This is a genomic window from Mesorhizobium sp. M0028, assembly GCF_040323855.1.
Lineage (GTDB): Bacteria > Pseudomonadota > Alphaproteobacteria > Rhizobiales > Rhizobiaceae > Mesorhizobium.
Map to the genome: position 1 here is coordinate 26,353 of NZ_JAMYVG010000014.1, position 21,641 is coordinate 47,993.

Sequence of the window (21,641 nt, forward strand, 5' to 3'; positions counted from 1 at the left end):
GAACGCGCTACTCGGCCGCCGCGCGGATGCCGGACGGCGTGTCGGGAAAGGCGCAAACAACCGTAGTGCCCTTGTCCCTGCCGGTCTCGATGCGGACGCTGCCGCCATGCAGTTCGACAAAGCTCTTGACGATCGACAGGCCGAGCCCGGCGCCGCGGCGGCGGCCGCCATTGGTGCGCGGCTCGAAGCGCCGGAACACCGAGTCAAGCAGGTCCGGCGGCATGCCGGGACCGTCATCGTGAACGGAAAATTCCACGCCGTCGGCAAGTTGGCGGCAGGCGAGCGTTATGGTGCTCGCCTCCGGCGCGTAATTGGCGGCATTGCTGAGCAGATTGTAGAGGATCTGGCGGACCCGGATTTCGTCGCCGTGGAAGGTTTTCGGCGCGGCCGCTGCGTCGATCCTAAGCTTGATCGCATGTTCCTCCAGTCGGTCGGCGACCAGTTCGGCGGCGGCTGTAATGGTTCGATCGATGTGAACTTCGGAAATGTCGAGTTCCATGATGCCGGCATCCACCGTCGCCAGATCGAGGATGTCGTTGACGATGGTGAGCAGGACCGAGGAGGACGAGCCGACATGCCCGATATATTCGCGTTGCTTCTGGTTCAACGGACCAGTCGACGGCAGTGAAAGAAGCTCGGTAAAGCCGATGATGTTGGTGAGTGGCGAGCGCAGCTCATAGGAGACGTGCTGCACGAATTCGTTCTTGATCTGGTCGGACTTTTGCAGCGCCTCATTCTTGTCCTTCAGCGCCCGCTCGACATTGACGCTGTCGGTAACGTCGACGAAGGTCATCATCACCTGGCCGTTGGGCAAGGGGATGACGGCGTAGCGCAAAACGGTGCCGTTGTTCAATTCGGTCTGGCCGTGGCGGTCGCGGCGCTCGTCGTCGAAGCCGGTGATGGCGGCAACGAACCCGCCCCACGGACTGTCGACGGCACGGCGGTCGCAAAGGTCGCGGATCGTCGAGACATGGACGTTGGGTTTTGAGGCATCGGCATCCAGCCCCCACAGTGCTGCGAAGGCCGGGTTGGACAATCTCAGCCTGCCGTCGGGACCGAATACAGCGACGCCTTCGGCAAGGTTGTCGAGCGTCTCGCCCTGAACCCGGACGGCGGTCTGGTAGCGGCTTTCAAGGTCCATCTTCTCGGTCAGGTTCTCGAACACCCAGGTGACGCCGCCCTTGGGCTGCGGGTTGGCGACGACGCGAATGGTCTTGCCGTCCGGCAGATGCCACCAATGCTCCTGCGATTCAACCGCGCGATAAGCGCCGAGCAAGCTCTCTTTCCAGCGCCGCCATTCGGGCTGCTCGGCAATCTTGCCTTCGCTGCGCAGGCGGTCGAGCAGCAAGGCGTTGTCCGGCGCGCTGTGCAGGAAGCCGCTGTCGAGGCCCCATAGTTTCTGGAACGCCTGATTGAAAAACCGCAATTTCTCGTCGGTATCGAAAATCGCCACGGCAGTGTTGAGCTGATCGAGCGTATCGGCGTGGCTCTGCACGGTCCGTTCATACTCGGCGCGAATGGCCTCGATGGCGCTGATGTCGCAGGCAAGACCAGCCGAACCATCCGCCCCGGCAAAGTCGGTCACGGCAAACATACGGCGGTCGCCTTCGATCACAGTGGAGAGCGTCTGTTCGAAGACGGGCTGCGACTTGTGTTGCGCAGCAATCGTGTCGCGCGCCTGGCCGCCGAGGAATTCCTTGCTGTCACGAACCGCCGATTCGGCATTCTCGGCCTCGACCGCTTCGGCATAGGCCCGGTTGACCCATTTCAGCCGCCCGTCGACGGTGCGTAGCCATGACGGCATCTTGAGCGCATCGAGAAGTCCGATCAGCGTCTCATGGTCGGCGGCCAAGCGCTGGTTCTCGATCTTCAGCCTGGCCTGGCTTCGCTGTGTCTCCGAAAGCGAGACGAAGCGAACCAATACATGCGCCGCACTCTTGCGGCCGTGAACCTCGAGCGGCTGGCCGGCCTGCGATTCGATGACCAGATCGAAGGGCTTTGCCTTGTCCCGCAGCGCCGCCACGGCATGTTCCAACGCGGCCGCCGAACGCGGCATCAGCCAGCGGCCGAAAGCCAGGAAGGCCGCCCGGTCCTCCGGCGCGCCGCTCTCGATCGGCAATGTTCCGACAAGCTCGGGTTTCTTGTTTTCGGCGGCCCATACGACCACGCGCTGGTCGCGGGAATGGAGCAGCGCCTCGGAGCGCTGCAGCGCGGCATTGACGTCGGCGATGCGGGTCCTGAGCTCGGCATTTTCCGCCGCGGTGCGCGCCCTTTCGCGGATCAGAAAGATGGCCGACAGCAATGCCGCCCCCATGACGCCGACAAACATGGCGAGTTGCATGACCTCGACCGTGCTGACCGACAGCCCGGCCTTTTGCGCCACGCGGGTTTGGGCATGTGCGGCAAAGCCAAGCAGCGGACCAACCAGCGCGGAAGAAGCAAGCAGCACCCCGACACGGCTGCCGGCACGGCATAAAAGGCTGCCGCCTCTGGCAGCGGAGCCCGTGATCGAATCGTTATGGCCGCCGGAAACGGCCTGTCCCGCGCAAGGCGGGTTATCCCCCGGCATGTCTTGGTCCTCTTCGCCGCCTGAATGCAAGACCGCCCTGATGCGTGCGCCCGGGCCTCGTCCCCGGACCGCGAATCAGCACCATAGCGCTTGCGCGAATCGGCGTGAAGAATCAATCAGCGCAAAAATAAAGCCGGGCGAAAAGTCAATCGCCCGGCTTCAATATCTAGTGGCAAGTTTCGCCGTGGTTAATAGCGGTAGTGTTCCGGCTTGAACGGTCCCTGCGGAGTGACGCCGATATAGGCGGCCTGTTCGCCGGATAGTTCGGTCAGGCGGGCACCGAGCTTGTCGAGATGCAGGCGCGCGACCTTTTCGTCGAGATGCTTCGGCAGGACGTAGACCTGGTTTTCGTACTGACCGGGCTTGGTGTACAGCTCGATCTGCGCCAACACCTGGTTGGTGAAGGACGCCGACATGACGAAGCTCGGGTGGCCGGTGGCGTTGCCGAGGTTGAGCAGACGGCCTTCCGACAAAAGGATCATCCGCTTGCCGTCCGGGAAGGTGATCATATCGACCTGCGGCTTGATGTTGGTCCATTTCAGGTTGCGCAGCGACGCCACCTGGATCTCGTTGTCGAAGTGACCGATGTTGCCGACGATCACCATGTCCTTCATCAGGCGCATGTGGTCGAGGGTAACGACGTCCTTGTTGCCGGTGGTGGTGATGACGATGTCGGCCGTCGGTGCCGCGTCTTCGAGCGTGACCACCTCGAAACCGTCCATCGCTGCCTGCAGCGCGCAGATCGGATCGACCTCGGTGACCTTGACGCGGGCACCGGCACCCTTGAGCGAAGCCGACGAGCCCTTGCCGACGTCGCCATAGCCGCAGACGACCGCGACCTTGCCGGCCATCATCGTGTCGGTGCCGCGGCGAATGCCGTCGACGAGCGATTCCTTGCAGCCATATTTGTTGTCGAATTTCGACTTGGTGACGGAATCATTGACGTTGATCGCCGGGAACGGCAGCAGGCCTTTTTTCTGCAACTGATAGAGCCGATTGACGCCGGTCGTCGTCTCTTCGGTGACGCCGCGGATTGCTTCCTTCTGCTTGGTGAAGAAGCCCGACGATGCCTGCATGCGCTTCTTGATCTGGGCAAACAGGATCTCTTCCTCTTCGCTGCCCGGATTGGACAGCACATCCTCGCCGGCCTCGGCGCGGGCGCCGATCAGGATGTACATGGTAGCATCGCCACCGTCGTCGAGGATCATGTTGGAGGTGCCGCCATCGGCCCACTGGAAGATCTTGTCGGTGTAGACCCAATAATCCTCCAGCGTCTCGCCCTTGACGGCAAACACCGGAATTCCGGCCTCGGCAATGGCCGCGGCAGCGTGGTCCTGGGTCGAGAAGATGTTGCAGGAAGCCCAGCGGATATCGGCGCCGAGCGCCTTAAGCGTTTCGATCAGCACCGCGGTCTGGATGGTCATGTGCAGCGAGCCGGTGATGCGCGCGCCCCTGAGCGGCTTCTTGTCGCCGAATTCCTCGCGGCAGGCCATCAGGCCCGGCATTTCGGTTTCGGCGATCTCGATCTCCTTGCGGCCCCAGCCGGCAAGCGCGATGTCGGCGACCACATAATCCTTGCTACCCGTCATGGCAGTGCTCCGATGCGAATTGATTGCGGGACGCGCCCCGCCCCGAAGGCGTGTCGGAGGGCGCGAGTTGCCGGCCTGACTAGCAGATCGGGAGTCGGACGACAATGGGATATAAAGAAATCTTTATCCGTGCATGTCTTCAGCGGCGACCAACACGAGAGAGCGCCGTCAGCATTCCTCGCCAAAACGGGAAGCAACCAGTTGCTCCAGCGCATCGATGACCTCTTCGGCCTGCGGGCCGCTGGCGGTGACGCGGATCGAATAGCCGGGGCTCGCCGCCAGCATCATCAGGCCCATGATCGAGGTGCCGCCGACCTTGACGCCGTCCTTCTCGACCTGGACCGTGGCATTGAAGCCGCTGGCAATTTGAACGAACTTGGCCGAGGCGCGCGCGTGCAGGCCGCGCTGGTTGACGATCGGAAAGTCGCGAACGATCTTGTCCTTTTCCGGCAACAGCGCGCTCATTTGCTGCTCAGGAGCTGACTGGCGACGTTGATGTATTTGCGGCCGGCAGCCTGCGCCTCATCCAGCGCGGCCGCCATGTTGTCGCCTTTGCGAACGCTGGACAGCTTGATCAGCATCGGCAGGTTCATGCCGGCAATGACCTCGATGCGGCCGGATTCCATCACGGAAATGGCGAGGTTGGAGGGCGTGCCGCCGAACATGTCGGTCAAAACGATGACGCCTGATCCGGTATCGACGCGGCCGACTGCGTCGATAATGTCGCGGCGGCGTTGTTCCATATCATCGTCGGCACCGATCGCCACGGTCTCGAAATTGTCTTGTGGCCCTACGACATGTTCCACGGCATTGCGGAACTCGGCGGCCAGTTGACCGTGCGTTACAAGCACGAGTCCGATCATTCTTTGGTGGCTCCCGTCATCGCCGCTTCACAGGCGCATTTTATGCTCGCCGACCGTTCCAGGTGGCGGGAGCGCTATCTTGTCGACGCAAGGCCCGTTGACAAGCCCAAAATTGCGCCGGCCCAGACCAATTTGACGCATTGCAGCAAAAAATCCAAATCGGATCACAGGAAAGGCGCAATCGACAGGCGCGACATCACTGCCGGCAAGGCCGCCGCGACATTGCGCCCGGCAAGATCGATGCGCGGCACTGGTACGCCGAAAACGAGTTCGCTGCAGTCTTCCTGGAAGCGGGCCATTTTGCCGGCTGGCACCAGCCGGATAATGAGGTCGATCACGCAGCTTGGCTCGAATGGTATCGGCTTGGGGCCGAATCCCGGCACCTCGACGAGGCCGGCTATGCTGACTGGTGCGCGGCAGACCAGCCGCCCCTCGCAATCGGCAGCAAAGAGCTGGTCATCGCCGATCAGCCGCGAAAACAGCCCGCGCTGGCTGCAATGATCGATCAAGGCGAGCGCCAGCGTCGTCTTGCCCAAGCCGGACGGTCCGGTGATGAGAATGCCGCAATCACCTATCAGGATGGCGGTGCCGTGAATGTTTTCAGGCTGCACAATAGGACCAGGCGTGATTGGAATTCATCCGTCAGCCTTCGGCCGGCAGCGTCACCACGAAGCGGGCGCCCTTGATCTCGCCAGGCTTGGTGCCCGGGATGTTCTCGGCGCTCAACGTGCCGCCATGGGCTTCGACGATCTGCCGGGATATCGACAGGCCAAGGCCCGAGTTCTGGCCGAACGCCTCGCCGGCCGGCCGGTCGGTATAGAACCGCTCGAAAATGCGATCGATGTTGTCGGCCCGGATGCCGGGGCCATTGTCGTCGACGGTGACGATGTTGAACTTGCCGGCGCGCGCCAGCGATATGGTGATGTGGCCACGTTCTTCGGGAACGAACGAGCGGGCATTCTCGATCAGGTTGGTGATCACCTGGCCGATCCTCAGATCATGGCCGACGACGAAGTAGCCTTTCACGCCCTGCGGCAGTTTGGCGACCTTGAATTCGATCTCGACCGCCTTCTTGTTGCGTGTGGCCTCGCGCGAGACGGCGACCAGATCGGTGATGAACTTCTTCAGGTCGACAGTTCCCGCGTCTTCCCGCGCCAGTTCGGCATCGAGACGGGAGGCATCGGAAATATCGGTGATCAGGCGGTCCAGGCGCCTCACATCGTGCTGGATGATATCCATCAGCCGGCTGCGCGAATTGTCGTTCTTGGCCAGCGGCAATGTCTCCACCGCGCTGCGCAGCGAGGTGAGTGGGTTCTTCAATTCATGCGAGACATCCGCGGCAAAACTTTCGATCGCCTCAATGCGGGCGTAGAGCGCATTGGTCATGTCGCGCACGGCGATCGACAAATTGCCGATCTCGTCCTGGCGGTCGGAGAAGTCGGGAATTTCCTCGCGGTTCTTGACACCGCGGCGAACCCTGACCGCCGCCGCGGAAAGCCGGCGCAGCGGGTTGGCGATGGTGGAGGCCAGCAGCATCGACAGGATAGCGGTAACCAGCGCGGCGATGCCGAACACGCGCAGGATCGCCTTGCGCTCGGCCGCGACGATCTTGTCGATGTCGCCACCTTCGGTCGACAGCATCAGTACGCCGAGAACGGCACGGAAGCGCTGGATCGGCACCGCCACGGAAACGATCTGCTCGCCCTGCTCCGAGATCCGCACGATCGTCGACGGACTGCCGGTAAGCGCCTTGACCACTTCGGGAAACGCGGCACCGTTGCCGCCCGGCTGCTCGCGATAGACGGGCAGCTGCTTATTGCGGAAGAAATCGAAGACGAATTTCTGGATGCGCTCCAGAAGATCCGGCTGCTCCTCTTCGACCGGCGGCAGATCGTAGCGAAGGATCTGACCGCGCGAATAGAGATGGCGGGAATCGAGCAGCAGGTTGGCGTCGCGGTCGTAAATGCGGGCGCGCGTGCGCGTCGGCGAGATCAACCGCCTGAGCACCGGCGCCACGCGCTCCGGATTGATCGGGAAATCGAGATTGTCGAGCTGATCGGAGCCCGGGCCGAGGCTTTCGCCAGCCTGCAACTCAAGCAGCTTTTCCGGATCGATGCTGATCGAATCGGTCTCGACCGTCGCCGATGCGGCAATCGCGCCGGCAATGATCTCGCCCTGGGTCATCAGGCTCTCGACACGGGCGTCGATCAGCCCGTCTCGAAAGGTGTTGAGGTAGAGAATGCCGGTGACCAGGACGGCCAGGCCGGCAAGATTGAGAAAGAGAATACGCCGCGTCAGGCTGGAAAAGATGTGATGGCCGAGAAACCGGCGCATCGGCACCGTGATTTTCGACACGAAGGCGGGCAGAATCCGCGGCGGGCGCCTGGCGGCGCCCGATCGTCTCACTCGCTCTACTTCCACTGCCATCGAATAGCAGCTCCCGCTCGACTCAAGCTTCGCGGAACCGATATCCGACTCCGTAAAGGGTTTCGATCATTTCGAAGTCATCATCGACGGCCTTGAACTTTTTGCGCAGCCGCTTGATGTGACTGTCGATGGTGCGGTCATCGACATAGACCTGCTCATCATAAGCCGAATCCATCAGCGCATCACGGCTTTTTACGACGCCTGGACGCTGGGCCAGCGAATGCAGGATGAGGAACTCGGTGACGGTAAGCGTCACCGGCTCGCCCTTCCAGGTGCAGGTGTGGCGCTCCTGGTCCATGACAAGCTGGCCGCGCTCAAGCGACCGAGCCTGCTGGTTGGGCGCCTTGGCGGCCGCCTCGCGGGTACTGGCGCGGCGCAGCACGGCGCGGACGCGCTCGACCAGAAGACGCTGCGAGAAGGGTTTGCGGATGAAGTCGTCGGCGCCCATCTTGAGGCCGAACAGTTCATCGATCTCGTCGTCCTTGGAGGTCAGGAAGATCACCGGCAGGTCGGATTTCTGGCGCATCCGGCGCAGCAGCTCCATGCCGTCCATGCGCGGCATCTTGATGTCGAGGATGGCGAGGTTCGGCGGGCGCGCCGCCAGTCCCTCCAGCGCCGACGCCCCATCCGTGTAGGTTTCAACCCGATAACCCTCGGATTCGAGGGCGATCGAAACCGAAGTCAGAATGTTGCGATCGTCGTCGACAAGCGCGATTGTTGCCATTTCAAGCGGCTCCCTCATGAGCTGTCCCTTCTTTCGTCGAGAAGGGGCTTTTGCAGGACAAATTAGGTACAAAATGTGGCATAGGCTCTATCCGCTGTCACGCGCGGCATGCCGGCGGCCACAATTGTACCTCGATATGGATTGGACGAATGAACATCGCCAATCCTTTGGGCAACCATCAGTGTTTTTGCACATATAAACGATTTAAACAACTTTCAAAATATTTAAATCGATTAATGATTTGATATCATTCGCCTTTTCTGGTTTTGACGTTTTTAGCTCCTGCAATGGGGGTTCCGGAATTCGCCGGTAAAGACGCGGTAAATCGAAGAAGGGACACCCATGTCGGAAGCCGGCAAACGCAATCCTGCATGTACAATCGATCGGATCGGCCTGAGAACCACGGGCGTGGTGCGCTATAATTTCGGCGCGGCCGCGCTCTACGAGGAGGCAATCCGCCGTGGCGAGGCCCGACTCACCGCGCATGGCGCGCTTGCCGCCGAAACCGGGCAGCACACCGGCCGCTCGCCCAGGGACAAATTCGTGGTGCGCGACGAAAGCACCGCGCCGCATGTATGGTGGGACAACAACAAAGCGATTTCGCCGGGGCAGTTCGATACGCTGCTTGCCGATTTTCGCGCCCATGCGGCTGGAAAGGACCTTTATGTGCAGGACCTGGTCGGCGGCGCCGACGAGGAGCTGAAGCTGCCGACCCGGGTGATCACGGAGCTTGCCTGGCACTCCTTGTTCATCCGCAATCTGCTCATCCGGCCGGCAGCCGCCGAACTCGAGCATTTCGTGCCCGATTTGACGATCATCGACCTGCCGTCGTTCCGCGCCGATCCCGCCCGCCACGGCACGCGCGGCGAAACGGTGATCGCCGTCGATCTTTCGCGCATGATCGTGTTGATCGGCGGTACCTCCTATGCCGGCGAGATGAAGAAGTCGGTATTCACCGTGCTCAACTATCTGCTGCCGGCAAAAGGCGTGATGCCGATGCATTGCTCTGCCAATGAAGGACTCGCCGGCGACGCGGCCGTCTTCTTCGGCCTTTCCGGGACCGGCAAGACGACGTTGTCGGCCGACCCGTCGCGCACGCTGGTCGGCGATGACGAGCATGGCTGGGGACCGCACGGCATCTTCAATTTCGAAGGCGGCTGCTATGCCAAGACGATCAAGCTTTCGGCCGAAGCCGAGCCGGAGATCTTCGCCACCACCCAGCGCTTCGGCACGGTGCTGGAGAATGTCGCGCTCGACGCCGGTCGCGTGCCGGATTTCGACGATGGCGGGCTGACCGAAAACACACGCTGCGCCTACCCGCTCCACTTCATTCCGAACGCCAGCAAGACGGGGCGCGCCAACCACCCGAAGAATATCATCATGCTGACCGCCGACGCGTTCGGCGTGATGCCGCCGATCGCGCGGCTGACCCCGGCGCAGGCGATGTACCATTTCCTCTCCGGCTATACCGCCAAGGTGGCGGGGACCGAGAAAGGCGTTACTGAACCCGAAGCGACATTTTCGACATGCTTCGGCGCACCGTTCATGCCGCGGCATCCGTCGGAATACGGCAATCTGCTGCGCGAGCTCATCGCCCGCCACGGCGTCGATTGCTGGCTGGTCAACACCGGCTGGACCGGCGGCGCTTACGGCACCGGCAAGCGGATGCCGATCAAGGCAACGCGGGCGCTGCTTGCGGCAGCACTCGACGGCTCGCTGAAAGCGGCCGACTTCCGGACCGACGCCAATTTCGGTTTCGACGTGCCGGTGACGGTTACCGGCGTCGACCGCGCCATTCTCGACCCGAGATCGACCTGGATCGACAAGCCCGCCTATGACCGGCAGGCGGCAAGGCTGGTTGGCATGTTCGTCGACAATTTCGAAAAGTTCGAGGCCCATGTCGACGCAACCGTGCTCGGCGCTGCACCACGCATGCAGGTAGCGGCTGAATAGCCGTCGCGCTTCAAGGCCCGGCTTCGATCGGGCCTTTTCTTTTTTCGCCTGCCGCGCCATGACTGCGGCATGAACGCCGACGAAAAAATCATCATCACCGACGATGCGGTGATTAGTCCGGGTGACCTGCACGAGGACTTCATCCGTTCGTCCGGCCCGGGCGGCCAGAACGTCAACAAGGTGGCGACGGCGGTGCAATTGCGCTTCGATGCTGCCAATGCACCGGGCCTGTCGGAGCGTGTGCGCGAACGGACCATCAAGCTTGCCGGCCAGCGCGCCACCAAGGACGGCGTCATCGTCATCGAAGCCGGACGCTTCCGCACGCAGGAGCAGAACCGGGCGGACGCCCGGGCGCGGCTGACGGCACTGGTCGCCAAGGCCGCCGAACCGCCGCCACCGCCGCGCAAGAAGACAAGGCCGTCCAAGGGCGCGGTCGAAAGACGGCTGAAGAGCAAAGCCGGGCGCGGCTCGATCAAGAAAATGCGTGGCCGGGTCGAGGATGACTGACAGCCGAATCGGCTTCGGATCCCAGATCGCCGGTGTGAAGTGTGCAGCCACTGCCGGAGGCCGCTTTCGGGTCGCCGTTTTCGTTTGACGGTGGCATTCTGATTTTCCAGACCAACGGATCAAGCGACCCGATGCTCGTGCTGCCCAAAGGCGTCCGCCATATGCCTGGTTACCTGTCGCGCGCCATGCAGGAAGTGCTGGTGGAAGATATCAGGGAGGTCGTGCAGGAAGCCCCGCTGTTCGTGCCGGCGATGCCGCGTACCGGCAAGGAGATGAGCGTGCGCATGACCAATTGCGGCCCGCTGGGCTGGGTCACCGACAAGGAGCACGGCTATCGCTACCAGCCGACTCACCCGGTGACCGGAAGGCCGTGGCCGCCGATCCCGGAGATGCTGCTCGAACTGTGGCGGGACGTATCTGCCTATGCGCACCCGCCGGAGGCCTGCCTGGTCAATTTCTATTCCCAGGATGCCAAGATGGGTCTTCACCAGGATCGCGACGAGAGCGATTTCTCCGCGCCTGTCGTCTCGGCCTCACTCGGCGACGATTGCCTGTTCCGGGTCGGCCAGACCATGCGCGACGGCGCCACCAAATCGTTCAGATTGAAGAGCGGCGACGTCGTCGTGCTCGGCGGCGAAGGCCGCCTCTGCTTTCACGGCGTTGACCGCATCTACCCCTCGACCTCGGCATTGCTCAAGAACGGCGGCCGCATCAATCTGACGCTGCGTCGGGTGACGATGCCGAAATAGGCTGTTCGGGTGGCCGGTCGCCCGGCCGGACATAATCGTCGCGCAGATAGATGCGCTCGGTCTCGTCCTCGACGAGAATGCGATAGTGCGCCAGGATCGCGTCAAAGCCAAAACGCTCCATCAGTTGGCTTGTCCAAGGGCCATCATCTTTCCTGATAACTTTCGTAGAGATAATAATATCAGGGCGCAGACGCTCAAATTCTTGGCGTTTGCTTTCAGCGTAACGCTCCATGATCATCTCGTAATGCGTGGCTTGGGCGACGTCACGCGAAAGCGTGGCTTGCCGGGACAGAGCCATTGCAAACGCTCCAAGCCAGTCATTGGGATCGGCCGAAACGAACTGGCCGCCGATCATGCGGCTTAGTGGATGTCCAGTGTCTATATCTGGACTGATCAAGGCGACGTTTGGTCGATCGGTCGCGGCGCGTATCACGGCGACCAACACCGCGCCTGGCTTCTGAGTGCCCCAGTTCGGTAAGAAGGCAGCCACAATCGCCAGCGACACCAAGGCTCGCGGGGGAGCCGCCAGGCGGGAGAGCAGCCCTGCCGATTGCCGCTCGCTTCTCGGCAAGGCCAGCAAGCAAAGACTAGCCGCTACAGCGTAAAAAATCGATGGGTAGGCATGATACGTCCAGCCTTTGTCCTGGTAGAACAGCGGGAACAAGCCGGCAATAGATGCTGCCAGCGCTACGGCAGCCAGCTCTGGGAAATGGCCGACCGGCCACGACCACCAGCCGCGTCATGGTTTTTCCGAGGCCTTGCTCAATTCGGGTGGCCGGTCGCCCGACCGGACATAATCGTCGCGCAGATAGATGCGCTCGGTCTCGTCCTCGACGAGAATGCGGTAGTGCGCCAGGATGGCGTCAAAGCCAAAACGCTCTGTCAGTTGGCTTGTCCACATCGCGTTGTTTTTCTTGAAGACAATGATATCCGGGCGCAGACGCGCGAATTCTTTGCGTTTGCTTTCGACGTAACGCGCCATGATGGCCTGGTAACGCGTGGCTTCAGCGGTATCACCGGAAAGGGCTGCCTGCCGGGACAGGGAAAGCGCGAACACTCCGAGCCAATCGCTGACATGGGTCGAAACGAACTGCCCATCGATCATGCGGGTCAACGGATGTCCCGAGGACATATCCGAACTGATCAACGCAATAGTAGGCCGATCGGTCGCGGCGCGAATGGCGGCAACCAGCGCCGGCCCCGGTTTCTGGGTGCTCCAGTATGGCAAGAAAGCGATTGCCACCCCCGCCAGTGCCCAAGCTCGCGAAGGCGCCGTCACGAACGCCAACAGCTTCGACGGCTGCCGCACGATCCTGGGCACTGCCAGCAGGCACAAAATGGCTGCCACGGCGCAAAAGATCGCGGGATAGGCATGATAAGACCAGCCTTTCGCTTGGTAGAACAGGGGAAACATGCCGGCGATCGATGCAGCCAGCGCTACCGCCGCCAGCTCTGGAAACCGCCCGGCCGGCCACAGCCACCAAATCAGGAAGACGAGGAAACACCACGCGAAACCGTGGCCGATCACGATGGGCCAAAAGATGCCGAGCTTTCCATAAACATCCGCCAAGAGGGGATAGATGTCGCGCAGGAATTCCGGATGGATCAGCGTGACCGCGCCGAGATAGACAATGCAGATGCCGCCAATGACCCAGTGTTCCAGGGCGAAGATCGATTTCAGGCTGCGCCGGCGCACTGCAACGACCAGCGCTGGCGCCAACACCATGATCGCATAGTAGGGCTTGACCAGCAGCAAAATGCTGCCCGACAGGCCGGCGAGTACGGCGATCCCCGGGCCTGGTTGGGCGGCTGCATCTCTGCGCGCACGCCAGGCGTGAAGCGCAAGCAGCGGCATGAAAAGCGCCATGCCGATATGCTCTCGCTCGCTGAACGCGTTGCCGGGGAAGATCACCAGCATTGCGCAAAACGCTGGCCCCAGTGCAAACAGTGATGCAGTTTCGGTGAAACCCCCGCGCTTGACGATCACGCCCGAGAGCGAAAGTCCGATAAGCACGGCAAGGTATGTCCAGGCCTCAACCAGGATTTCCGGGGCGGCGCCCAGCAATCTGGCCACAGCCACTGGCGGCAGATAGAGCCATACGCTGAATGGAGGGTTGGTCTCGTGGATCTGCGAGTAAAGCCGCTCACCGGAGAGCATCCGCTCGCATACCGTGATCAGCCAGCTAGTATCGGGAACAGTCCCCCAACGCCGCTGCCAGACGATGGAGAACACGGTGACTGCGGCAATGGCCAGGACATTGCGGCTAGGAAGCAGCGCCGCCGCGATATTCCGGCCGCGCCACCGGCTCAAGCCGTCAATGTCGTTCGAGACGCTCATGATGTTGCACCGAGGCTCTCGAGCTCGAGCCATACGTCGTCCAGCGGAGCGATTGGATCCAGCCGTGCCATGGTCTTCCGGGAGCCTCTGCTCAATTGGTTTGGAGCGGCGCAGGCGCCGTGTAACGCAGATAGACAGTGATTTCCGGCTCGTGGTGCAGCAGACGATAGTCGGCCAAGGCGGCTCCGATCCGCTTGTCCTGCAGCATCAGGGCTGTCCGCGCGGGCGAGCCTGACAGCACGACATCGGGCTTCTTCGCTGATATCTCGGCGGCGTATTCGCCGATCACCCGATCGCGGATGCTTTCAAGTTCCCGTCTCCGTTCGAGATCGCCGGTGGCGCGGGCGAGCGTGTCAGCGTTGGAGACCGCCCAGGCGCTCGGATGGCGTGATATGAACCTGCCGTCGACCAGCCTGGCGAGGGGATGGGCAACCTGCATCCGGTCGGCGATCGACATGATGGTCGGGGTTTCGACCGTTGCGCGGATCGCGGCGACAGAGCGCCCGATCGGGCCGTTGTCCGTCGTCAGCGCCGCGTACTGTGCCCTGACCGCTAGTTGCAGCACCAGCACGCAGCCGAAGATCAGGGCGGCCTTGCGAATGAAGCCTGCACTGCGGAATGTGCCGAACCGCAGAAGCTGGATGCCAAATGCAAGTGTTGCAACAACGACCATCGCCAGGGCGTGATTGGGCCAACCCTTGCCCATGACGATGAAGGCCGGAATGAACCCCAGTGCGGTCAGAAGCGGAATCCTGACGTCCCAGTTCGTCTGCCTCAGGCCGCCGGCCGCAAGCACGGTAGCGGCGGCCAGAAGCAGCACCACTTTCGGCCAGTTCGCCAGCATATCGGCGGTAGAGGCCCTCAACGGAAGATAGACCTCGCTGACCAAGGGCAGGACTTCGCTTAAATAAGCACGGTCGAAGAGCGCGATGGACGCGACATAGGCGGCCACGATCGTAGCGCCAAGCAGGTTCTCCACGACGAAGAGCGGTTTCAGCGACCGCCTTTCAACCGCAAGACAGAGTGACGGCAACATGAAGGCCAGCGCAAAATAGGGCGGCTTGACCATGACCACGATCGCCGCGCCGAAGCCCGCGACCATGTGCTCCAGGCGCGAGCCGGCGCTGAAATCCGGGTTCCGCTGACGTGTGCATTGCAACGCCACCCAAGGCAGAATGGCAATCAACGCGAAGTGCTCGCGTTGGCCGAATTGATCCGGCATGAAACAGAGAACCCAGCCCAGGGCCGCCGCTGCTGCCCAGAACGCATGGGGCTGCCGGTAAACCGGTTCATCGCGCGCGAGAATGCGGACAGAAACGAAAAGACTGGCCAGGCTCAGGCAAACGACACCAAGCGTCAGCCAGAATTCCGCACGTATGCCGGTGAGCTTTTCCAGGAGCATGAACGGCATGTAGAGCCAGATCGAGAAAGGTGGGTTGGTCTCCATGATGTCGGTGTTGAGCCGCTCTCCGCCAAGCAGCCGATCACAGACGACCAGAAGCCATGACACGTCGACATTGGTCGGTATCGCAATTGTTGTCAGCCAGACGGCGTATATGACGACCAGGCAGGCCAGCAGCAACGGGGCGCCCGCCACGCCCGCAAACGGCGAGAAACGGTTGGCACCGGGCAGCAGTTCACTGAGGGATCGCGCGCTAGAGACCACGAAACACCCAGCGTCCGAGGACGACATAGTTGATGACCGGCACGGCAATGCAGGTAAGCAGGATCGGGACTGCGGCAGGGACGCCGAGCATCTGGGTCAAAAGCCCCGGCAGGGCGATTGCGACAGCGAGGCCGGAAGCGGTGAGCAGGAGAAAGCGGGGCAGTTCCATCGCGTGGCTGCCGCCCGAGGTGAAGGTGAAATATTTATGCCCGGTGTAAGAAAACAGCGCGGCAACGGCGTAGGCCGCAAACGATGTGAGCGCCGCCGGCAGGGCCGCCGTCGCCTGCCCACGCGACAGCAGGAGAGCACAAACGGCATAGATCAGCGTCGACGCAATGCCAATTAGCGCAAAGCGCGATAGTCGACGATACGAACCGGTGCCCATTGCGCGGTCAAGCTGCCAATTTCTCGTCGAGGCGACCGGTTTCGACGGCGTCGTCCTTGCGGAATACCGCCAGCAGCGAAACACCGAAGGGCAGGCTTGCATTTGGTATGATGCGGCCTTCCGCCGAAAACACTGCCTTCATCGCCGCATTCAGTGGTTTCGACGGCGTTGCATGGCCGGCTGGCAAGGCGGGCTTGCGCAACCTATCCACCAGCCGTGCCAGTGCCGCTACAGGAAAGAGTGCGGCATTTGTGTAGCTCAGCCGGTCGATCCTGAAACCAGCCCTTTCAATTCGTTCACGCAGCAGATTGCGTGAATAGCGCCGCATATGATGCAGCCCCACATCATGCGTGCTCCACAACCATTGGTGTGCGGGCACCGTAAGGATGACGCTGCCGGCTGGTTTCAGCATCTGGCGGATCGCGGCAAGCGATGCCTCGTCTTCGGCGACATGTTCCAGCACGTCGAACAGGCAAACCAGGTCGCAGCTTTGCGGCGTGACAGGAATGTTGTCCGGCAGATGTCCGGCAAGGAAGTCGCGGCCGGTCTTTTCCCAGGCAATCCTGCGTGCGAGATCGCTCATCTCGACTGCCGTCACGGTGCCGAACTGCTCCAGCATCCGGATGTTGCCGCCGGTGCCGGCGCCGATCTCGACGATGCGCGCCTTTTCGGGCAGGTCGATGCTGCGAATGACCGCCTCTGCGATGGCGCGACGCCCGCAGAACCACCAATGCTCGTCTTCGGTGGCGGCCATCTGTCGGTAGGCGTCGAGCTCCATTAGCTCATTCCCTCATATTTGCGGCGCACAATGTAGATCGGACGCTGCTTGATCTCGGCGTAGACCCTGCCGAGGTATTGTCCGATGATGCCGATGCCGAGCAACTGGATGCCGCCAAGAAAAAGAACGCTGACCAGCAGCGAGGCGTAGCCGGGCACATCAACGCCAAAGATCATTGTCTTGGCGACGATCAGCAGGCCGTAGAGGAACGACAGCGCGGAAATCGTCGCGCCGACATAGGTCCAGATTTCAAGCGGAGCGGTGGAGAAGCTGGTGATGCCTTCGAGCGCGAAGTTCCACAGCTTCCAGCCGGAGAATTTCGACTGGCCGGCGATCCGCTGATCGCGGACATATTCGACGCTTGCGGTGCGGAACCCGACCCAGGCGAACAGGCCCTTCATGAAACGACGGCGTTCGGGCAAAGACCGCAGCGCCTGGATGACCTGACGGTCGATCAAACGGAAGTCGCCGACATCGTGCGGGATCTTCTGCTGCGCGATCCAGTTGTGAACGCGGTAGAACATCGAGGCGGAGCGCTGCTTGAGAAAGCTGTCGCTCGACCGGTTGGCTCGCTTGGCAAGAACAACCTCGAACCCCTCGCGCCACTTTTCCACAAGCAAGGGGATGACATGCGGCGGATCCTGCATATCGACGTCCATCGGGATCGCGGCATCGGCATCGCAGCTGTCGAGGCCCGCGGTCATCGCGGCTTCCTTGCCGAAATTGCGTGAAAGGTCGATTATGTGGATGCGAGGGTCTGCTTGTTGGGCTTCGATCAGCTTTTCGAGCGTCGTATCGCTGCTGCCGTCGTTGACGAAGATGAACTCGAGGGCAACGCCATTGTCCTTCAGCGGAGCGGTGCTTTCGCACACCGCCTTCAGGAACGGGGCAATCGCGCCTTCCTCATTGTGGACCGGCACGATCAGGGCAATCGTGGCGGCGCCGCTGCCCGGACGTGCGACGCGGTCCGCTGCCGGCCAATCAATATTTAGGAATGGCGCATTCATTGTTTGCCGAGCCCGCAGATCAGGCCTGACAATAGGAAGACGGGGTTAAGATGACTTTAAGGAATGAATCGGGATTTCACAGTTTTCGGAGCGCCACTTCCTCGACCAGATGATTGGCGCCCTTGCGCAGGATGAGATCGGCGCGGGCGCGGGTCGGCAATATATTCTCGCGCAAGTTCTTCAGGTTGATGTTGGTCCACAGGCCCTCGGCGATGGCGCGGGCCGCATCCTCGGAAAGTTGCGAATAGCGGTGGAAGAAGGAGGCTGGGTCGCGGAAGGCGGTTTCGCGCAGCCGCATGAAGCGGGCGATATACCAGTGATGGATAAGCGCCTCCTCGGCATCGATATAGATGGCGAAGTCGAAGAAATCTGACAGGAAAGGCACGATCTTGCCGTCCTTCGGCAGCTTGCCAGGTTGCAGGACATTGATGCCCTCGAAGATCAGGATGTCCGGCCTGTCGATGGTCTGGAACTCGCCCGGGATAACGTCATAGGTCAGGTGCGAATAGACCGGCGCGCGGACGTTGCGCTGCGCCGATTTGATGCCGGACAGGAAACGCAGCAGCGCGCCGACGTCGTAGCTGTCGGGAAAGCCCTTGCGCTCCATCAGATTGTTGCGGCGCAGGACTTCGTTCGGCAGCAGGAAACCGTCGGTGGTGACCAGATCGACCTTGGGACTCGACGGCCAGCGCGCCAGCAGCTCCTTTAGCACGCGCGCCGTGGTCGATTTGCCAACCGCCACGGAACCGGCAATGCCGATGATGAACGGTGTCTTGGCCACGTCCAGCGCGTTGAAAAAAACCTGGCGTTGCCTGAACAGGAGTTGACTGGCTTCGACATGGGCCGACAACAGCCGCGACATCGAAAGGTAGATGCGCTCGACCTCGTGGAGATCGACCGGATCGTTCAGCGACCGCAGACGACGGACCTCGTCCTCGGTGAGCGTCATCGGCGTATCGGCGCGGAACCGCGACCATTGCTCCGCCGAGAAGAACCGATAGGGTGAATACTTCTCGGTAGGAGCGAGCTGGTCCATCGAGTTCCTCCGCAGCGATCAGCCCCGGTCCAGCCGAGACGCCTTTTCGGCGATGCCCGAACGACCGGTGCGGCGTTCAAGCTCGTTGAGCACATCGCTCAGCGGAATGTCCGCTATGCCGAGAACGACAAGCCAATGATAGATGAGATCGGCGCTTTCCGAAACAAGCGCGTCCCGGTCGGCGCTGACGGCTGCGATCACCGTTTCGACCGCCTCTTCGCCGAGTTTCTGCGCTGCCTTGCTCATGCCGCGCTGAAAGAGCTTGGCCGTCCACGAATCCGGATCGCCGGAACGTGCGCGTTCGCCAATGATCTTCTCCAGATCGGAGAGTGAGAACTCGGTCATAACGGCGTTTACAGCCTCTTCTTAGCCGGAAAGGCTCTAGGACCGATTACCCGGCGAGTCCAGCCGCATCGGCAGTCCGGCCTGAGCCATATGCATCTTGGCTTCGGCGATGCTGTAGGTGCCGAAATGGAAGATCGAGGCTGCCAGCACCGCGCCCGCATGGCCGTCGCGAATGCCTTCGACCATGTGATCGAGCGTGCCGACGCCACCGGAAGCGATGACCGGCACGCGCACGGCGTCGGCGACCGCGCGGGTAAGCGCTATGTCGTAGCCGGCCTTGGTGCCGTCGCGGTCCATCGACGTCAACAGGATCTCGCCGGCGCCGAGATCGACGATCCGCCGAGCGAACTCGACGGCATCGATGCCGGTCTTCTCGCGGCCGCCATGGGTGAAGATCTCCCAGCGATCAGCCTCGCCCGCAGCGGACACTTTCTTGGCGTCGATGGCGACGACGATGCACTGGTTGCCAAACTTGTCGGCAGCCTCGGCGACAAAATTTGGGGTTTTCACCGCCGCCGTATTGATCGACACCTTGTCGGCGCCGGCCAGAAGCAGCTTTCTGATGTCGGCGACCTGGCGGACGCCACCACCGACAGTCAGCGGCATGAAACATTGTTCGGCCGTTCGGGTAATGACATCGAAGATGGTCTCGCGGTTTTCCGACGAGGCAGTGATGTCGAGAAAGCAGAGCTCGTCGGCGCCGGCCGCGTCATAGGCTTTTGCCGCTTCGACGGGATCGCCGGCATCGACCAGGTCGACGAAATTGACGCCCTTGACGACGCGACCGTTCTTGACGTCGAGACAGGGGATGACGCGGGCTTTCAGCATCAGATCCTCTCGATCGCCGCAAGAAAGTCGACAAGCAGCTGGCCGACGACGGACGGAACCTCGGACTGGGAATCAAAGGCCGGATCGTAGGCCGAGAGCGTCACGCCCACGATCGGGATGGATCTGGCCAGCCCGCAGGCAAGCTGCCGCAGCTGTTCCGGACTCGGACCGCCCGGATGCGTGTAGCGGTTCACCTGCAGCACATCCGGATCGAGGACATCCAGGTCCAGATGCAGATGTCCCCGAACAGCCCCTGCCGCTGTGAGCTTTCCCACCATATCGAGCGCACCGGCACATTCGGCGCGCACGATCGGCAAAGTTTCCAGCAGGCGCTTTTCGTCGGGATCGAGGTCGCGGGCATCGACCAGCATGCAGTGCGCCGGGTCCATCGGCCGGAATCCCGGAATTGCTGCCGCCATCGGACGCCAGCAGAGCCCGAGTGTCGCCGCCAGCGCCATGCCGTCGAGAAAGCCGTAGGCGGACGTCTCTGGCGTGTTGAGATCGCCATGCTGATCGATCCAGATAATCGAATCCGCGTCTTCACCGGCAACCGCACCGGCGGCGGTCAGGCAATTTCCAGCAAGGACAATGGGGAAGCCTCCTCCGTCGCGGGCGAGGCCGACCTTGGCCGCGACGGCGTTGCAGACGGCGAAGCCGGTTGCGATTTCGCGCCCCTGCTCGTCTCCCACCTTGCCGATATCTTCGACGGCGACGTCATGGCCGGCCACGGTCAGAGCTTCGACGAGCCCACCGCCGATGATGGCGTCCGGCCCCTGGCCGCACCCTTCATGATGGTGCCCGCTGTCATAGGGGGCGAGGATAATCGAGACTTTCATGATGACGCCCCTGCCATCGGTTTGCCACGCAGGATCGCCAGTGCCTCGGCCGGGTCGATGCGGCCGTCGTAGAGCGCGCGGCCGGAGATCGCGCCTTCGAGCTTCCGCGCATCGGGCATGGTCATGCGCACAATGTCGGCGATCGAGGCGAGCCCGCCCGAGGCGATGACCGGGATCGAAACCGCCTCGGCGAGATCGATGGTGGCGTCCCAGTTGATGCCGGTCAGCACCCCGTCTCGATCAATGTCGGTGTAGATGATGGCAGCAACGCCGGCGCCCTCGAATTTCCTCGCCAGTTCGATGACGCCGAGGCTCGAGGCCTCCGCCCAGCCTTCGACCGCGACCTTGCCGCCCTTGGCGTCGATGCCGACGGCGATCTTGCCCGGGAATGCCTTGCAAGCCTGCCTGACCAGATCCGGATCGCGCACCGCCACAGTGCCAAGAATGACGCGGGCCAGCCCACGGTCGAGCCAGTCCTCGATCTGCGCCAGAGTGCGGATGCCGCCGCCGAGCTGCACCGGGTTGTTCGTCGCCTTGAGGATGGCGCCGACTGCCGCGCTGTTGACGCTCTGGCCCTTGAAGGCGCCGTTGAGGTCGACGACGTGCAGCCATTCGAAGCCCTGCTCTTCGAAGGCGCGCGCCTGAGCGGCGGGATCGTCATTGTAGACCGTCGCGGTCGCCATGTCGCCATGCTTGAGGCGCACGCATTTGCCGTCCTTGAGGTCTATCGCCGGAAACAGGATCACCTTCAGGCGCCTTCGACGATGACAAAGTGGCCGGTCGAGCCGGCGAGCCTGTACTTCAAGGCCTCCTGGTATTCAGGCGAGCCGTAGCAGGCGATCGCCGTCTCGTAGGATTCGAATTCCACCAGCACGTGGCGATTGCCTGTCGGCCCTTCCGGGCTGGTATACCGTCCGGCGCGCACGGGAAACTTCGCGCCGTATTTCGCAAAAGCCGCGGCATTGGCCTCGATGTACTGCTTGTAGACCTCGGGGTCGCGGACATCGACCATCGCCATCCAATAGCCCTTCTTGCTCATGA

General features: G+C 62.0%; 22 protein-coding genes. 3 read left to right on the forward strand and 19 right to left on the reverse strand.

Features of this window, described 5'->3' with window-relative positions:
* Nucleotides 1-7: 7 nt before the first annotated feature.
* The 7 genes from NKJ93_RS22770 to NKJ93_RS22800 form a co-directional block, all read right to left on the reverse strand.
* Nucleotides 8-2,569, reverse strand: a complete 2,562-nt coding sequence (locus NKJ93_RS22770) for a sensor histidine kinase (RefSeq protein WP_352591223.1) — start codon at nt 2,567-2,569, stop codon at nt 8-10.
* Nucleotides 2,570-2,757: 188 nt separating this feature from the next.
* Nucleotides 2,758-4,158: an adenosylhomocysteinase gene (gene ahcY, locus NKJ93_RS22775; RefSeq protein WP_352591225.1), complete on the reverse strand. Its 1,401-nt coding sequence runs from the start codon at nt 4,156-4,158 to the stop codon at nt 2,758-2,760.
* Nucleotides 4,159-4,326: 168 nt separating this feature from the next.
* Nucleotides 4,327-4,623, reverse strand: coding sequence for an HPr family phosphocarrier protein (locus tag NKJ93_RS22780; protein ID WP_023718281.1), 297 nt, complete (start codon nt 4,621-4,623; stop codon nt 4,327-4,329).
* Nucleotides 4,620-5,021, reverse strand: coding sequence for a PTS sugar transporter subunit IIA (locus NKJ93_RS22785; RefSeq protein ID WP_023718280.1), 402 nt, complete (start codon nt 5,019-5,021; stop codon nt 4,620-4,622). The genes NKJ93_RS22780 and NKJ93_RS22785 overlap by 4 nt, the downstream gene beginning before the upstream one ends.
* 164 nt (nt 5,022-5,185) lie before the next feature.
* Nucleotides 5,186-5,632 (reverse strand): HPr kinase/phosphorylase, encoded by a 447-nt coding sequence (locus tag NKJ93_RS22790; protein ID WP_352516065.1) that lies wholly within the window; start codon nt 5,630-5,632, stop codon nt 5,186-5,188.
* Between the two features lie 31 nt (nt 5,633-5,663).
* On the reverse strand, nt 5,664-7,448 hold the full coding sequence (locus NKJ93_RS22795) for a sensor histidine kinase (protein ID WP_352484482.1): 1,785 nt from the start codon (nt 7,446-7,448) through the stop codon (nt 5,664-5,666).
* A gap of 22 nt (nt 7,449-7,470) precedes the next feature.
* A complete protein-coding gene (locus tag NKJ93_RS22800) occupies nt 7,471-8,172 on the reverse strand; it encodes a response regulator transcription factor (protein ID WP_023677547.1) in 702 nt (233 codons plus the stop codon).
* A gap of 342 nt (nt 8,173-8,514) precedes the next feature.
* Between NKJ93_RS22800 and NKJ93_RS22805 the strand changes: the two genes are divergently transcribed.
* The 3 genes from NKJ93_RS22805 (at nt 8,515) to NKJ93_RS22815 (ending at nt 11,381) form a co-directional block, all read left to right on the forward strand.
* Nucleotides 8,515-10,125: a phosphoenolpyruvate carboxykinase gene (locus NKJ93_RS22805; RefSeq protein ID WP_352484483.1), complete on the forward strand. Its 1,611-nt coding sequence runs from the start codon at nt 8,515-8,517 to the stop codon at nt 10,123-10,125.
* Nucleotides 10,126-10,194: 69 nt separating this feature from the next.
* On the forward strand, nt 10,195-10,632 hold the full coding sequence (gene arfB, locus NKJ93_RS22810; RefSeq protein WP_352591228.1) for an alternative ribosome rescue aminoacyl-tRNA hydrolase ArfB: 438 nt from the start codon (nt 10,195-10,197) through the stop codon (nt 10,630-10,632).
* A 131-nt stretch (nt 10,633-10,763) separates the two neighbouring features.
* Nucleotides 10,764-11,381 (forward strand): alpha-ketoglutarate-dependent dioxygenase AlkB, encoded by a 618-nt coding sequence (locus NKJ93_RS22815; protein ID WP_352484500.1) that lies wholly within the window; start codon nt 10,764-10,766, stop codon nt 11,379-11,381.
* Here NKJ93_RS22815 and NKJ93_RS22820 read toward each other — a convergent pair.
* The 12 genes from NKJ93_RS22820 to NKJ93_RS22875 form a co-directional block, all read right to left on the reverse strand.
* Entirely contained in the window at nt 11,344-12,045 is a 702-nt protein-coding gene (locus NKJ93_RS22820) for a hypothetical protein (RefSeq protein WP_352484484.1), read from the reverse strand. The genes NKJ93_RS22815 and NKJ93_RS22820 overlap by 38 nt on opposite strands.
* Nucleotides 12,046-12,120: 75 nt before the next feature.
* Complete coding sequence (locus tag NKJ93_RS22825; RefSeq protein ID WP_352591231.1) at nt 12,121-13,614, reverse strand: hypothetical protein; 1,494 nt, start codon at nt 13,612-13,614, stop codon at nt 12,121-12,123.
* 196 nt (nt 13,615-13,810) lie between these two features.
* Nucleotides 13,811-15,385, reverse strand: coding sequence for a hypothetical protein (locus NKJ93_RS22830; RefSeq protein ID WP_156948044.1), 1,575 nt, complete (start codon nt 15,383-15,385; stop codon nt 13,811-13,813).
* On the reverse strand, nt 15,375-15,770 hold the full coding sequence (locus NKJ93_RS22835; protein WP_023718272.1) for a GtrA family protein: 396 nt from the start codon (nt 15,768-15,770) through the stop codon (nt 15,375-15,377). Before NKJ93_RS22835 ends, NKJ93_RS22830 begins: the two co-directional genes overlap by 11 nt.
* Before the next feature lie 7 nt (nt 15,771-15,777).
* Nucleotides 15,778-16,548 (reverse strand): class I SAM-dependent methyltransferase, encoded by a 771-nt coding sequence (locus tag NKJ93_RS22840; RefSeq protein ID WP_023718271.1) that lies wholly within the window; start codon nt 16,546-16,548, stop codon nt 15,778-15,780.
* Nucleotides 16,548-17,555, reverse strand: coding sequence for a glycosyltransferase family 2 protein (locus NKJ93_RS22845; RefSeq protein ID WP_352591234.1), 1,008 nt, complete (start codon nt 17,553-17,555; stop codon nt 16,548-16,550). Before NKJ93_RS22845 ends, NKJ93_RS22840 begins: the two co-directional genes overlap by 1 nt.
* Before the next feature lie 76 nt (nt 17,556-17,631).
* On the reverse strand, nt 17,632-18,591 hold the full coding sequence (gene coaA, locus NKJ93_RS22850) for a type I pantothenate kinase (RefSeq protein WP_023718269.1): 960 nt from the start codon (nt 18,589-18,591) through the stop codon (nt 17,632-17,634).
* Nucleotides 18,592-18,609: 18 nt separating this feature from the next.
* Nucleotides 18,610-18,936 (reverse strand): phosphoribosyl-ATP diphosphatase, encoded by a 327-nt coding sequence (locus tag NKJ93_RS22855; protein ID WP_254815934.1) that lies wholly within the window; start codon nt 18,934-18,936, stop codon nt 18,610-18,612.
* Nucleotides 18,937-18,972: 36 nt separating this feature from the next.
* Nucleotides 18,973-19,767, reverse strand: coding sequence for an imidazole glycerol phosphate synthase subunit HisF (gene hisF / locus NKJ93_RS22860; protein ID WP_023718267.1), 795 nt, complete (start codon nt 19,765-19,767; stop codon nt 18,973-18,975).
* Complete coding sequence (locus tag NKJ93_RS22865; protein ID WP_023718266.1) at nt 19,764-20,600, reverse strand: arginase family protein; 837 nt, start codon at nt 20,598-20,600, stop codon at nt 19,764-19,766. Before NKJ93_RS22865 ends, hisF begins: the two co-directional genes overlap by 4 nt.
* Entirely contained in the window at nt 20,597-21,346 is a 750-nt protein-coding gene (hisA, locus tag NKJ93_RS22870) for a 1-(5-phosphoribosyl)-5-[(5-phosphoribosylamino)methylideneamino]imidazole-4-carboxamide isomerase (RefSeq protein WP_023718265.1), read from the reverse strand. Before hisA ends, NKJ93_RS22865 begins: the two co-directional genes overlap by 4 nt.
* A 2-nt stretch (nt 21,347-21,348) precedes the next feature.
* Nucleotides 21,349-21,639 (reverse strand): DUF1330 domain-containing protein, encoded by a 291-nt coding sequence (locus NKJ93_RS22875; protein WP_352484487.1) that lies wholly within the window; start codon nt 21,637-21,639, stop codon nt 21,349-21,351.
* Nucleotides 21,640-21,641: the final 2 nt, after the last annotated feature.